Source organism: Dietzia sp. IBK-p2-16D (assembly GCF_057773085.1).
In genome coordinates this window covers 38,855-52,463 of sequence record NZ_JBYMTL010000009.1, presented here as the reverse complement: position 1 = coordinate 52,463, position 13,609 = coordinate 38,855, and the positions used below count along the sequence as shown (strand labels likewise).

Genomic DNA, 13,609 nt, shown 5'->3' with positions numbered 1-13,609 from the left:
AGCACGGGCCCCACCGGCGCCTCTACGGAAGGGCCGGCCATGAGTGCCAACAGCTTCGATTCGAGGGATTCGCTGACGGTCGGGGGCGTGGACTACGAGGTCTACAGACTCGACCGCGTCTCCACCACGGTCCCCCTCCCCTACAGCCTCAAGGTCCTGCTGGAGAATCTCCTCCGCAACGAGGACGGCCGGGTGGTGACGGCCGAGCAGGTCGACGCACTGCGGGAGTGGACACCCCGGTCCAGGCCCGAGCGGGAGATCCAGTACACACCCGCCCGGGTGCTGATGCAGGACTTCACCGGGGTGCCGTGCGTGGTGGACCTGGTGGCGATGCGCGACGCGATCACCGATCTCGGCGGCGACCCCAAGAAGATCAATCCGCTGATCCCCGGCGAGCTGGTGATCGACCACTCGATCATCGCGGACGTCTTCGGCCGCCCGGATGCGTTCCAGGTCAACGCCGAGTTGGAGTTCGGCCGCAACCAGGAGCGCTACCAGCTCCTCCGGTGGGCGCAGCAGTCGTTCGCCGACTTCGTTGTGGTCCCGCCGAACACCGGTATCTGCCATCAGGTCAACCTCGAGTATCTGTCCCGCGTCGTGTTCACCCGCGAGGGGTCCGACGGCACGATCCAGGCCTACCCGGACACCCTGGTCGGAACCGACTCGCACACGCCTATGGTCAACGGACTCGGCGTGCTCGGCTGGGGCGTCGGCGGCATCGAGGCCGAGGCCGCGTTGCTCGGCCAGCCGATGAGCATGCTCATCCCGGAGGTGATCGGGCTCAAGCTGACCGGCGAGTTGCGGGAGGGCACCACGGCCACCGACCTCGTCCTCACCGTGGCGGAGCTGCTGCGCCAGACCGGCGTGGTGGGCAAGTTCGTGGAGTTCTTCGGCCCCGGCGTCGCCGCGGTCCCGCTGGCCAACCGGGCCACGCTGGGCAACATGAGCCCGGAGTTCGGCTCCACGTGCGCGATCTTCCCCATCGACGACGAGACGCTGGACTACCTGCGGCTGACCGGCCGCCCGGAGCAGCAGATCGAGCTGGTCGAGGCCTACGCCAAGGAGCAGGGCCTGTGGCACGACCCGGACAACCCGGCCGAGTACAGCGAGGTCATCGAGCTGGACCTGGGGACGGTGGTCCCGTCGATCGCCGGGCCCAAGCGGCCGCAGGACCGCATCGCGCTGGGCGATGCGCCGGCCGTGGTGCTGGGCAATCTCGACGAGGAGAAGAACCGGTCGGAGAAGGACGACGGGAGTCTGGATGACGCCTCGGCGGACTCCTTCCCTGCCAGCGACCCGGTCTCCCCCGGTTCCACTACGGCGAAGAACGAGCCTCCCCGCCACTACTCCGAGGAGCAGCTGACCGCCAACGCCGAGCTCGGGTGGCCGAGCGATCCGGCGGAGATCATGATCGACGGCGACGAGTCGCCGGTGATCTTCGACCACGCGGACGTGGTCATCGCGGCGATCACCTCGTGCACCAACACGTCCAACCCCTCGGTGATGATCGGAGCGGCGCTGCTGGCCAAGAAGGCCGTGGAGCGTGGTCTGAAGCCCAAGCCGTGGGTCAAGACGACGTTGGCCCCCGGGTCTCGGGTCGTCACCGACTACTACGACCGGTCCGGCCTCACCCCGTACCTGGAGGAGCTCGGGTTCGATCTGGTCGGCTACGGCTGCACGACGTGTATCGGCAACTCCGGGCCGCTGACCCCGGCGGTGAGCAAGGCGGTCAATGACAAGGACCTCAACGTCGCCGCGGTCCTGTCGGGCAACCGCAACTTCGAGGGCCGCATCCACCCCGAGGTCAAGATGAACTTCCTGGCGTCCCCGCCGCTGGTCATCGCCTATGCGCTGGCCGGGACGATGCGCAAGAACCTTCTTGAGGACCCGCTCGGAACGGGCTCGGATGGAGAGCCGGTCTACCTGCGGGACGTGTGGCCCACCTCGGCGGAGATCAAGGAGGTCGTGGACGCCAATCTCGAGGCCGACATGTTCACCAAGGGCTACGCCGACGTCTTCGACGGGGACGACAACTGGCGCGGCATGGACGTGCCGGGGGGTGACAAGTTCGACTGGACCGAGGACTCCACCTACATCCGCCGGCCGCCGTACTTCGACGGCATGGCGGTCGACCCCGAGCCGATGCGGGACATCACCGACGCCCGCGTGCTGGCGCTGCTGGGCGATTCCGTGACCACCGACCACATCTCACCGGCCGGGGCGATCAAGCCCAGTTCGCCCGCGGGCGAGTACCTCCAGCAGCAGGGGGTCGAGCCGGCGAACTTCAACTCGTACGGGTCGCGGCGCGGCAACCACGAGGTGATGATCCGCGGCACCTTCGCCAACGTGCGTCTGCGGAATCAGTTGGCGCCGGGCACCGAGGGCGGGGTCACCACCCACTTCCCCAGCGGCGAGCAGACCAGCATCTATGACGCGTCGATCCGCTACGCCGAGGAGGGCGTGCGGTTGGTGGTGATCGCCGGCGCCGAGTACGGCTCTGGGTCGTCGCGGGACTGGGCTGCCAAGGGGACCTCACTGCTCGGGGTCCGGGCGGTGATCGCGCAGTCGTACGAGCGGATCCACCGGTCGAACCTCATCGGCATGGGAGTACTGCCCCTGCAGTTCCCCGAGGGCGAGTCCGCCGAGAGCCTCGGCATCAAGGGCGACGAACTCTTCTCAGTCACCGGGCTCGAGGGACGGGACAGTGTTCCGGAGGAGGTGACGGTCCGCGCCGGGGAGGGCGACTCGGCGATCGAGTTCACGGCCAAGGTCCGCATCGACACCCCGGCGGAGGAGGCGTACTTCGAGCACGGCGGCATCCTGCCGTACATGCTCCGGCAGATGCTCTGAGCCCGCGCTTCGAGCCCGACGCCTCTCATCGAAAAGAGCGTTCCGCACACGTTCCGCGAGAGGTGGGTGCGCGGAACCGTCTTGTCGATGAGGCGCGAGGTGGCTCGCGGAGTGTCGACGACGACGAGGTGAGCACTCACGCGCGCCCCGCGTCGTCGAGGACTTCCGAACCGGCTCAGGCCGCCCGTGAAGAGATGTGGTCGATCCAACCGGGGCCGCGTCCCTGCGCAGGTAACGTCCGACCACATGCAGCCCTCGCCTGATCAGGCTTCCGAGAACCCGCCCGACCAGCCCGAGGTCATCCTCGACCGCCACGGTGAGATCGCCGTGATCCGACTCAACCGCCCGAGCAAGCTCAACGCGGTGACCTACGAGAATCTGACCGACCTCATCACCGCACTCGACAACTGCGACGCGGATGATGACGTCCGCGCCGTGGTCCTCACCGGCACGGGCAGGGCGTTCTGCGCGGGAGCGGACATCTCCGGCGGGGGCGACACGTTCGCCGCTGATCCCGACGCCGACACCGGCGACGCCCCACCCGACACGGGCGGCCGGGTCGCGCTACGCATCTTCCGCATGACCAAGCCGGTCATCTCGGCGATCAACGGGTCGGCGGCCGGGGTCGGGGTGACCATGACCCTGCCGACAGACGTGCGTATCGCCGCGGACAACGCCAAGTTCGGGTTCGTGTTCACGCGTCGGGGCCTGGTGCCGGAGGCGTGCTCGTCGTGGTTCCTGCCCCGCATCGTCGGCATCTCCGCGGCGGTCGAGTGGGCCGTGGGCGGCAGGACGATCCTCGCCGCCGAGGCACTCGAGCGTGGTCTGGTGCGGGAGTTGGTCCCGGCCGACGAGGTTCTCCCGCGAGCCATCGAGGTCGCTCGCGAGATGACGCGCGGCACGTCGCCGGTGTCGGCCGCGCTGACCCGTCAGCTCATGTGGCGCATGCTCGGCGCGCCCGACCCCGAGGTGGCCCACCGCGCCGAATCGATCGGCATCTTCACCCGCGGCAGGTCCGCCGATGTCCGCGCCGGCGTCACCGCGTTCCTCGCCAAGGAGGATCCGGAGTTCCCTGATCGGGTCTCCGACGGGCTGCCCGACCTCTTCTCCTGACCCGACCTCTTCTCCTGACCCGACCTCTGCCCCACCACGGATAGGACCCCACCATGACTCCTGCCGATCTCACCGGCCGCGTCGCGATCGTCACCGGATCGACCGCCGGCCTCGGCGCCAGGTTCGCCCACGTACTCGCAGGTGCGGGTGCGACGGTCGTCGTCACCGGGCGGCGCACCGAGCGGATCACCGAGGTCGTCGAGTCGATCGGCCGGAGCGGCGGTAAGGCACACGGAGTCCGGCTCGATGTCACCGATCCCGGCTCGATCGAGGACTGCCTCACCGTAGTCACCGAGCAGATCGGCATCCCGCAGATCCTGGTCAACAACGCGGGCATCCCGGACGCGCAGCGGGCGCACAAGATGTCGTTGGGGCTGGTCGATGCGGTGCTGGACACCAACGTCCGCGGCCCGTGGCTCATGGCGACAGGTGTCGCCCGCCGTCTGATCGAGGCGGAGTTGCCGGGTCGGATCGTCAACATCACCTCGATGAGCGCTTACCATTACGACGGCAACGGGGCGGCGCTCTACTCGACCACCAAGGCGGCGGTCAGCCGGATGACCGAGGCCCTCGCCGTGGAGTGGTCGCGCAAGTTCATCAACGTCAACGCCATCGCTCCGGGGGTCTTCGCCTCGGAGATGACGGACGGCATGCTCGCCCGCGTGGGCGACATCGCACCAGGTCTTCCGCGCAAGCGTCTCGGCCAGCCCGAGCAGATCGATTCGACGCTGCTCTACCTGGTGTCCGACGCCTCTGAGGCGGTCACCGGCACCGTCATCAAGATCGACGACGGGCAGCTCCCCCGCTGACCCCCGCTGACTCCTCAGCCGACGAGCGGTCCCCTCACACCGTGCACTTGCTCAGGTCGTTCTCGAGGAGCTCCTTGCCCGCCGGGGTCACGTAGGTCGCCATCAGAACCACGTCCTCAGTACCGCGATTCCGGCTTTCATAGATCGTGCCCGCTTCCTCGATGTTCGAGTCCCCGACGCGGTAGATGCGGGGGCCGCCGGGGTGGCGATCGGAGTAGTGCGTGAGTTCGCCTTGCTTGACGACCGCGATGAGAGATCCGTAGTGGCAGTGTTCGCCGGTGCTCGCGCCGGGCTCGATCGTGATCTCGCGGAAGGTCACCGATACCCCCTGGTCGCCGCCGTCCACCTTGAGGTCGACGGGGCGGGCCTGCCGGCCCTGCACGATGTCGACGGCGAGGAAGGGCTGCGACCCCGCGATCGTCGAGGCGGGCGGGAGCACCTCGGTCGGGTTCGCGGTCCTCGCCTCGGGCGTCTCCGGCGTCGGGCCGTCCGAACTGCACCCGGCCGCGGCGAGGACGCAGACCCCGGTGAGTAGCGGGATGACGGATCTGGTCACTCTGAGGTGCATGGCGTGTTTGTCCCTGCGTCGGCTCGGACCGTAGGGAGATTACGGTCGGCCCTTTGCACGTTATCAGCGAACGAGGGCGATTTCCGGTCTACGTCGTCCCGCGCAGCTGCGATAACGCATCGCTTCCTGCGCCGATGACGACAACCGGGCCGACCCGCACGTCCGCGAATCGGCCCGGGAGCCGGTGATCAGTCCTCGCCGACCGAGACGGTGACGTCGATGTTGCCCTTCGTGGCGCGGGAGTACGGGCACATCTCGTGCGCCAGCTTCGCCAGCTCGTCGGCCTGCTCGGACTCGAGGCCGGGGATGATCACCTCGAGGTCCACGGCGATGTCGATGCTCTCCTCGCCCGAGCGCACCAGCGACACCCGCGCGCCCACGGACGAGCCGTCGATGGTGACCTTCTTCGCCCGCGCCGCGCTCTGCAGGGCGGAGTGGAAGCAGGCGGCGTACCCGGCGGCGAACAGCTGCTCGGGGTTGTTTCCCTCGCCCGAGCCGCCGAGCTCCTTGGGCGGGGCCATCTCCAGGTCCACGGCCTTGTCGGCGGTGGCGACGTGCCCGTCCCGGCCGCCGCCGGTGGAGAGGGCTTCGACGGTGTACAGCGCATCGGACATTCAGGATCTCCTCGGGTGGGGGGCGTGCAGGTGTGGCCCAACGTACGCCGCGGCAGCGGGCGATGTCGGGGTCGTGGCGCCCGGTCGGGGCGGCCGGAAGGGATTCGGAGTCACCCCCGCCGCGGACTACTCCACGCTCGGTCGAACCGCTCAGAGGTCGGCCGCGGCCGCGTACGCCCCGGCGAGCTGGCGGAGTGTGTCGTGGTCGCGTCCGAGCAACCGCATGGGCGAGCGACGGTCGGGCAGGGAGTCGGCCGGCGCGGTCCACCATGCGGTGGCGGCCTCGGGGTAGTGGCCGGCGTCGAGCATCCGGTTGATCACGGCGACGATGTTGTCCGGGTCGCGCGGGTCGAAGTGGTCGAGCTGGAAGCGCGGGTACACCCACCGTCGGTCGCCGCGGAGCACGATGAGTCGGCCGTCCCGCGCGAACGTCCGCAGCGCATCGGCAGGCGTGGAGGTGGACACCACGCCCCGCTGGACGAGGATCTCGCAGGCCTCGGACGAGCAGGCGTGGGGCACCTGCAGGACTGCGCTGTGGACTGCGGAGGCGATCATCGCGCGACGGGCAGCGGCGGCGGGGTCCGCGGGCGGGCGGAACGGGTCCCCGATCGGGAACCGCGCTGTCCGCAGGGCGCCGTCGACCTGGTCGGCCACCCTGAGGAACGTCCGGCGGCGCCGCAGTTCGCGCAGCATGACCTCGGTGAAGTGGCGGTCGTCGAGGTCCCGCAGCGCACGCTCCGCGGTGTCCTCGGACACGGACTTCCGGGACGCGACCCGGTTCTGAAGAGTCATCGCGAGCACCTCGCCTTCTCCGGCGAATGTTAGACCTCGCGTACGGCCACGGCGAGGGGCTCGGCCGACTCGAAACATGCTGGAAACGTGGGCCCCGGATCGGCCGCCGCCGAGATCACCACGGTCCCGTCATGACGACGCCCGGCCCAGGTCAGCGGCCTTGCGGCCCAGGTACCGACGCTCGGCCATCGACGTCGCCTCGGTGGCGGCCCGGCCGTACAGCTCGGCGGCGGGTCGGGGCTCCCCCGCCAGCTCGTGGAGGTACGCCCGGGCGGCGGCGAGCCGGGGCAGCGATTCGGGCAGATCGGCGAGCGCTGCCAGCCCGGCGTGTGGCCCGTCGGCGTGTCCCACGGCGACGGCCCGCCCCAGCCGCGCCACGGGATTGTCCGCCAGAGCGAGTAGCTCGTCGTACCACTCGACGATCTGCACCCAGTCGGTCTCGGCGGTCGACGGGGCGTCGGCGTGCAGGGCGGCGATCGCGGCCTGAGCCTGATACTCCCCCGGCTCCTCGCGTGCGAGCGCTGCCTGCAGGATCGCGACGCCTTCCGCGATCGCGCGGGCGTCCCATCGGGTGCGGTCCTGCTCGGCGAGGGGGATCAGCTCGCCGTCGTCGCGGGTCGCACCTCCGCCGCCGATCCGCGCCGCCCGGCGCGCGTGGTGCAGCACCATGAGCGCGAGCAGGCCCCGCACCTCGGGGTGGTCGATGGCCGCCGACAGCTGCCGGGTCAGGCGCAGGGCCTCGGCAGCCAGGTCGACCTCGCCGGTGTACCCCTCGTTGAACACCAGGTACAGCACCCGCAACACGGTCGCCACGTCGCCGGGCCGGTCGAGTCGCTGCCCGGCGACGGTGCGTTTAGCGCGGCTGATGCGCTGCGCCATGGTCGCCTCGGGGACCATGAACGCCTGCGCGATCTGGCGCGTGGTCAGGCCGCCCACGGCGCGCAGGGTCAGCGCGATCGCCGACGGCATCGGCAGCGCCGGGTGGGCGCACAGGAAGTAGAGCCAGAGGGTGTCGTCGCCGGCCGGAGCGGTCCCCGCAGCCGGGCCCGCGGGGTGGGCGCGGGCGGAGCCCGACGACGACGACGAGCCCGGCCCCTGCTCCTCCGCCGCCCGCTGCTCACGACGCCGACGGGCGCCCTCGGAACGGACGATGTCGAGGAATCTGCGCCAGGCCACGGCGGTCAGCCAGGCGTGGGGGTCACGCGGTGGGTCGTCAGGCCAGACGCGCAGTGCCTCGATGAGCGCCTCCTGGACGGCGTCCTCGGCCGTGGCGAAGTCGGCTCCGCGGCGGATGAGGATGCCGATGACCTGCGGCGTCAGCGTCCGGAGGTCGGGGGCGGTCATGGCACCGGCTCGTCTAGGCGTGGCCGGTGCGCGGGCTGTTCTTCTGCAGGCGGTCGATGTGCTCGGAGGCCTCGGCCTTCGTCAGCGTCGCCGGGAGTTCCTCGCCGGCCTCGCGGGCCAGGGTGTCGAGGTAGCTCTTCTGCGCCTCGGTCATGGGCTCGTCGCCGGTGACCCAGTCGTCGGGATCGCGCTGCAACGACCCGCCGTCGGCGGTCCGGCCCTCGGGGACGGGCGAACCGAGGGTCTCTTCTGCGCGGTCCCGGTCCGGGTCGGGCGTGGGGTTGGCCATGTCGGGGTTGGTCGTGTCCGGGTTGGTCATGTCCGCACGGTACGCCCGAGCCGGGGGCCGGACCACCGCCGCGAACGGACCCGTGGCGGTCGAGGCGACGAACCGCAGGAGGTCCGATCGGACACGCCCCCGTGTGCCGCCTTCTCGCTTCGCTCACCAGCTGACCTCTCGGATTCCGCCTGACCTGTCGGATTCCGCCTGACCCGTGGGGTCCCGCAGGTGAGTCGGAATCGGACAGGTCAGGTGGTGCGCCCGGCGCGGATCCCGTCGAGCGCTGGGCTGGCCGGGGCCTCTGCGGGTCCGTTGATGAGGACTCGGGCCCGCGATCTTTCCCGCGGACCCGAGTCACGCGACCGACCAGTCAGTCCTCGATCTCCGTGGGGGCGGTGAGCAGCGGCCGCAGTTCGAGCCACTCACGGATCGGTTCGCCGCCCGGCCCCGGGGCCGCGGACAGTTCGGACGCCAGCGCCAGGGCCCGGTCGTAGTCGGCCACATCGATGATCATCCAGCCGGCGATCAGATCCTTGGTCTCGGCGAACGGGCCGTCGGTCAGCGGCGGGCGGCCCTCGCCGTCGTACCGCACCCACGTCCCCGACTCTGACAGTGCGTGGGAGTCCACGTACTCCCCGGAGTCCCGCAGCCGGTTCGCGAACTCCTCCATGTACTGGAAGTGGGCGGCGGCGTCCTCGGAGTCCCATTCGCCCATCGGCGGGTAGGTGGGCTCCTCCGGCGCGGAGCCGCGATAGTGCTTGAGCAACAGGTACTTGGCCATGACTGAACCTCCTCGTGCTGTGCGACCCAGTGTGGTCGCTTCACTGGGGAGACGGAACAGTTCGCGGGTTCTCGACATCGGGGCCGGAGGCGGTCGGCGCGAGCTCGCGGGCTCGGGAACTACCAGGCCCCGTCTTCCACGGTGTCTCCCGAGGGGTGCTTGAGTTTCACGATGCTCTCGGGCGGAACCGGGGGATGCGCGTCCTCGTCGCCGCCCAGCGCCTGTCCGACGGACTTGACGCGCTTGAGCGAATCGGCGGGAGCGAGATCGTTGCGATCAGCGTCGAAGTAGTCGAACCAGGGCAGACCTGCCTCGGTGTAGGCGTCTCGGTCGACGGGCGTCGCAGGCGGCACCTCCCCCGTGATCTCCGTCCACTGCGCTGCCGAGCAAAGGTGCACGAAGACCCGCCCGGACCTGGACACGTCGTAGTCGCTCAAATCGCGGTCGTCCTCGTAGACCTCCTGGCGCATCCGACCACCGGCCCCGAGCCCCATGGCCGGTGCACTCTCTGTCAGCGGCATGCCGCTGTAGCAAATCAAGTCGTCGTCGTACGACTGTCCCCAGTTCTCGAGCGCGGCGGTCGTCAGGCCGACTGCGCGCAATTGCACGCCACCGTGCTCCTCGCGGCCAGTCACCTGTCCCTCCACCGTCGCCCCCAGGCCCAAGGGGACTGCGACGAACTGGCGGATGAACCCGTCGCCGGCGTTGATCCCGTCCAGCCAGGGCTGATCCGGCAACGATGCATAGTTCTGCGGGTCCTGCGACAGGGACTCGTCCCACTCCTCGCCGCTGATGGCGCACACCTTGCCGATGCCCACCTGCAGCGCAGCCGGCTCGCTGCTGTCCAGCGAGATCCACATGGCCTCACGCTGGTAGACGGGGAGCATGACGCCGCCGCGGGCCAGCCACTCCGCCGGGGCGGTGTCGGGGTAATCCTGAACTCTCCGGATCGGGAACAACCCGAGACCCGGCGGCAGGGGATGAAGCCCGTCCTCGGGGATACGCAAGGTGCGCTGGAACCCGATCCGTACGGGACCGATGTGCAGCTCTTTTCCGACCACTCGGACGTCGAACGCCTCAGACATGATGGCCTCCTTCGATGGACCACCCAAGTTGTATCGCGCGGGTCCGACAAGAACGTTGAAGAAGGTGATCGGCGCTGCCCGGTCTGCGGTCAGCAGCAGGAGCTGTCGGCGGCCTCCGCTGGCGCGTGCTCGCCCGGCTCGGTGGAAGCGGCTGCCGTGCCGCAGCACATGCCGCCGTCGGGGTCGACCCGATCGGCACCGGCCGGGCCGTCGAGGTGCTGGGGACTCGTACCGAAGGTCTCGGAGTCGGCGAGGACGGTGTAGACCTCCCACTTCTCCCCCGCCGGCCCGGTGACCCACACCTTGTCCTGGGTGGCGAAGCAGCAGGTGGTGCCGATCTCCTCGTCCGTGAACAGCCCCTCGCCAGTAAGGCGCGCGATCTCGGCGTGGACCTTCTCCGAGGACTCGACCTCCACCCCGAGGTGGTTGATCGAGCCACCCGTGCCGGGGTTCTCGAGCAGGACGAGCTTGAGCGGCGGTTCGGTGACCGCGAAGTTGGCGTAGCCGGGCTTGAGCTTGGCCGGCTGGACCCCGAGGAGCTTGGAGTAGAACGTGACGGCCTCGTCCAGGTCGTCGACGTTGAGGGCAAGTTGAACGCGGGACATGGCGGCCCCCACCTGTGTGACATATATCGAATTAGTTGGCTCCACCAGAATGCTCCTGGTCTTCGATATATGTCAAGAGGGTCGCTACACTTTGTTCATGCCCAAAGCGCTCCCCGTGATCGACGTCAGCGGGCCGATCTGCTGCGACCCGGTGTCGGCCGCACCCATGAACGATGCCGCCGCCCTCGAGCTGGCCCTGCGCCTCAAGGCCCTCGCCGACCCGGTCCGCCTCAAGCTGGTGTCGATCCTGCTCACCGACAGCGGCGACGGCGTGTGCACCTGCGATCTGGCGACGGGTGTCGATCTGGCCGAATCCACCGTCAGCTACCACCTCGGGCAGCTGCGCAAGGCCGGCATGGTCGTCTCCGAACGTCGCGGCATGAACGTCTACTACCGGGCGCGCGCCGAGTCCCTCGACGCCCTGCGGGGGGTGCTCGACCCGAACTGCTGCCGCTGACCGCCCGGCAGGCTGACCACTCAGTCGAGGCGCAAACCACCCCACGACCGCCGCGCCACGGCGGAGACTGTGTTCCGTGCACACGATCGAGGCGGAGGACTACCGGCGCGAGATCCTCGGCTACTGCTACCGCTACTTCGGCTGCTTCGCCGAGGCCGAGGACGCGACCCAGGAGACCATGCTCCGCGCGTGGAAAGCCAGGGACGGCGCCGGGTTCCAGGGCCGATCGTCCCTGCGTACGTGGCTGTATTCGATCGCCACCAACGTCTGCCTGGACATGACCCGGGCTCCACAGCGCAGGGCCCTGCCCACGGACCTCACCGAACCCGGCGCAGTGCCCGACGACCCCACGATGTTGGCGACCCTGCCCGAGGTCACCTGGATCGGCCCGGCGAGCGACGCGCATCTGGGGATCGATCCATCCGCCACCGCAGTCGTGCGCGAGTCCGTCCGACTCGCCTTTGTCGCCGCCCTCCAGTACCTGCCGCCACGGCAGCGGGTCGTGCTGCTCCTGCGCGACGTCCTCGACCACTCGGCCGCGGAGTGCGCCGAACTCCTCGGGATGACGCTCCCCTCCGTCAATTCCGCGCTCGCCCGGGCCCGGAAGACCCTGTCCCAGCACGAGATCGCGCTCCCCCACCCGACGGAGAACACCTCGTCGTCGTCGCCCCGCCCCGACCCGCACGTCGACGCGGGCCTGCTCGATCAGTACGTCGCGGCGTTCGAGGCCTACGACGTCGACCGGCTGGTCACACTCCTGACCGACGACGCCGAGTTCTCCATGCCGCCGTTCGAACTCTGGCTGCGCGGCTCGGCGGAGATCGAACGGTGGTGGCGCGGTCCGGGCGAGGTCTGCCGCAACGCGCGCACCATCACCACCTCCGCCAACGGCCGACCGGCCGTCGCGGTCTACCACGCGGTCGGCGACCAGCGCTGGGAGCCGTTCGCGATCCACGTCCTCGACTCCGACGCCGGCCGCATCTCGGCCATCACCCACTTCATCGGCGCGCACCACTTCTCCGAGTTCGGCCTCCCTGCACGGTTGCCGTAGGCGTGGAAAACGGTGCCCCCGACCCCGCCGGCCTGCAGGCCTACCGGCGCGGCCAGGAAATCCTCGCGGCACCGATCAGTTTGGCCGACCCATCTCGTCTACCCCTGTGAAGGCAGCTCCCCCGGCCACGGGCACCCGCTCGACCGGCCACCGAAACCCCGCAGGAGGGATCATCATGAGCCGCAAGATCACCGCGCACATGTTCTCCACGCTCAACGGCGTGTCCGAGCACGCGGAGCGCTGGCAGTTCGACGCGTTCGGCCCCGACGAGATGCAGTCCATGCAGCAGATGACCGCCTCCACCACGGACCTGGTGCTGGGCCGCACGCTCTGGCAGGAATGGTCCGGGTTCTGGCCGACGTACACCGACGACCCGTTCGCCCAGTGGGTCAACCCGATCCGCAAGCATGTGCTCACCTCAACGCTGACCGGTGAGCTGCCGTGGAACAGCACGATCGTCTCCGGCGACGCGGCGGAGTACCTCGAGCAGCTGCGTACCCAGCCCGGCGGGGACATCGCCGTGGGCGGCGGGATCGAGACCACCCGACGACTGGTCCTGGCCGGCCTGGTCGACAAGCTCACCCTGACCATCCACCCGGTGATCACCGGCGATGGCCGCAGGCTCTTCGACGACTCCGTCCCCACCACACGCCTGCAACTGCTGAACTCCACCCAGACCCGGGCGGGCAACATCCTCGCCACCTACTCCGTCCGCCGGGACATTGCCGACTGACCGGCCCGCCACCACCCACCCGCAAGGAGAACCCCATGTCATTCCAGGCCTACCTCGACACGATCGAGACCAAGACCGGACTCACGCCCCGGCAGTTGGTCGACGCCGCCACCGAGAAGGGCTTCGGCCCCGGAACCAAGGCCGGCCCGATCCTCGCGTGGCTCAAGGAGGACTACGACCTGGGCCGCGGACACGGCATGGCCCTGGTCCACGTCATCACCAAGGGCCCGAAGATCGACCCCAAGCACGTGAGATCGGGAGGCACCCACTCCGACGCCACCGACACGCTGTGGCTGGACGGGAAGGCCACGAACCCCGACAGGTGACAGCGCTTCCGACCCGAAGGACGCGCCCAAGGGCACCTCCCCGACGCGCGCTCAGAGGCATGGTCTAGAGTTCTTTCTCGCAACGCGGTAAGCGAGAGCGAGCCTGCGGAGCGATGCGGATGTGGCGCAGCTGGTAGCGCATCACCTTGCCAAGGTGAGGGTCGCGGGTTCGAATCCCGTCATCCGCTCTCATGTGACGAC

Annotated in this window: 15 protein-coding genes and 1 tRNA gene; 8 read left to right on the top strand and 8 right to left on the bottom strand. The window is 69.5% G+C overall.

Going from position 1 to position 13,609, the window contains the following annotated elements; genetic code table 11:
• The first annotated feature begins 39 nt into the window (after positions 1 to 39).
• The 3 genes from acnA (at position 40) to AC3DE3_RS16475 (ending at position 4,772) form a co-directional block, all read left to right on the top strand.
• Positions 40 to 2,850, top strand: coding sequence for an aconitate hydratase AcnA (acnA, locus tag AC3DE3_RS16485; protein WP_488370725.1), 2,811 nt, complete (start codon positions 40 to 42; stop codon positions 2,848 to 2,850).
• A 246-nt stretch (positions 2,851 to 3,096) separates the two neighbouring features.
• The gene (locus AC3DE3_RS16480) at positions 3,097 to 3,963 is read left to right on the top strand and encodes an enoyl-CoA hydratase-related protein (protein ID WP_488370724.1); all 867 of its coding nucleotides are present in this window, start codon (positions 3,097 to 3,099) and stop codon (positions 3,961 to 3,963) included.
• A gap of 53 nt (positions 3,964 to 4,016) precedes the next feature.
• The gene (locus AC3DE3_RS16475; protein WP_488370723.1) at positions 4,017 to 4,772 is read left to right on the top strand and encodes an SDR family NAD(P)-dependent oxidoreductase; all 756 of its coding nucleotides are present in this window, start codon (positions 4,017 to 4,019) and stop codon (positions 4,770 to 4,772) included.
• A gap of 34 nt (positions 4,773 to 4,806) precedes the next feature.
• Here the strand turns inward: AC3DE3_RS16475 and AC3DE3_RS16470 are convergent, their stop codons facing one another.
• The 8 genes from AC3DE3_RS16470 to AC3DE3_RS16435 all read right to left on the bottom strand — a co-directional run bounded on the left by AC3DE3_RS16470 (position 4,807) and on the right by AC3DE3_RS16435 (position 10,841).
• Positions 4,807 to 5,328, bottom strand: a complete 522-nt coding sequence (locus AC3DE3_RS16470; protein ID WP_488370722.1) for a cupin domain-containing protein — start codon at positions 5,326 to 5,328, stop codon at positions 4,807 to 4,809.
• Positions 5,329 to 5,528: 200 nt separating this feature from the next.
• Positions 5,529 to 5,954, bottom strand: coding sequence for an organic hydroperoxide resistance protein (locus AC3DE3_RS16465; protein ID WP_260488641.1), 426 nt, complete (start codon positions 5,952 to 5,954; stop codon positions 5,529 to 5,531).
• 150 nt (positions 5,955 to 6,104) lie between these two features.
• On the bottom strand, positions 6,105 to 6,746 hold the full coding sequence (locus tag AC3DE3_RS16460; protein ID WP_488370721.1) for a hypothetical protein: 642 nt from the start codon (positions 6,744 to 6,746) through the stop codon (positions 6,105 to 6,107).
• A gap of 129 nt (positions 6,747 to 6,875) precedes the next feature.
• Complete coding sequence (locus tag AC3DE3_RS16455) at positions 6,876 to 8,090, bottom strand: RNA polymerase sigma factor (protein ID WP_488370720.1); 1,215 nt, start codon at positions 8,088 to 8,090, stop codon at positions 6,876 to 6,878.
• A gap of 13 nt (positions 8,091 to 8,103) precedes the next feature.
• On the bottom strand, positions 8,104 to 8,409 hold the full coding sequence (locus AC3DE3_RS16450) for a DUF3072 domain-containing protein (protein WP_488370719.1): 306 nt from the start codon (positions 8,407 to 8,409) through the stop codon (positions 8,104 to 8,106).
• A 331-nt stretch (positions 8,410 to 8,740) separates the two neighbouring features.
• The gene (locus tag AC3DE3_RS16445) at positions 8,741 to 9,151 is read right to left on the bottom strand and encodes a YciI family protein (protein WP_488370718.1); all 411 of its coding nucleotides are present in this window, start codon (positions 9,149 to 9,151) and stop codon (positions 8,741 to 8,743) included.
• 119 nt (positions 9,152 to 9,270) lie between these two features.
• Positions 9,271 to 10,236: a hypothetical protein gene (locus AC3DE3_RS16440; RefSeq protein ID WP_488370717.1), complete on the bottom strand. Its 966-nt coding sequence runs from the start codon at positions 10,234 to 10,236 to the stop codon at positions 9,271 to 9,273.
• 89 nt (positions 10,237 to 10,325) lie between these two features.
• A complete protein-coding gene (locus AC3DE3_RS16435; RefSeq protein WP_488370716.1) occupies positions 10,326 to 10,841 on the bottom strand; it encodes an ArsI/CadI family heavy metal resistance metalloenzyme in 516 nt (171 codons plus the stop codon).
• Between the two features lie 97 nt (positions 10,842 to 10,938).
• On the opposite strand from AC3DE3_RS16435, the gene AC3DE3_RS16430 reads away from it, so the two are divergent.
• The 5 genes from AC3DE3_RS16430 (at position 10,939) to AC3DE3_RS16410 (ending at position 13,596) form a co-directional block, all read left to right on the top strand.
• A complete protein-coding gene (locus tag AC3DE3_RS16430) occupies positions 10,939 to 11,298 on the top strand; it encodes an Rv2640c family ArsR-like transcriptional regulator (RefSeq protein ID WP_260488647.1) in 360 nt (119 codons plus the stop codon).
• Between the two features lie 76 nt (positions 11,299 to 11,374).
• Positions 11,375 to 12,349, top strand: coding sequence for a sigma-70 family RNA polymerase sigma factor (locus tag AC3DE3_RS16425; protein WP_488370714.1), 975 nt, complete (start codon positions 11,375 to 11,377; stop codon positions 12,347 to 12,349).
• Between the two features lie 175 nt (positions 12,350 to 12,524).
• Complete coding sequence (locus AC3DE3_RS16420; RefSeq protein ID WP_488370713.1) at positions 12,525 to 13,082, top strand: dihydrofolate reductase family protein; 558 nt, start codon at positions 12,525 to 12,527, stop codon at positions 13,080 to 13,082.
• Positions 13,083 to 13,117: 35 nt separating this feature from the next.
• Complete coding sequence (locus tag AC3DE3_RS16415) at positions 13,118 to 13,408, top strand: DUF4287 domain-containing protein (protein ID WP_488370712.1); 291 nt, start codon at positions 13,118 to 13,120, stop codon at positions 13,406 to 13,408.
• A 115-nt stretch (positions 13,409 to 13,523) separates the two neighbouring features.
• A tRNA-Gly gene (locus AC3DE3_RS16410) sits at positions 13,524 to 13,596 on the top strand.
• Positions 13,597 to 13,609 lie beyond the last annotated feature (13 nt).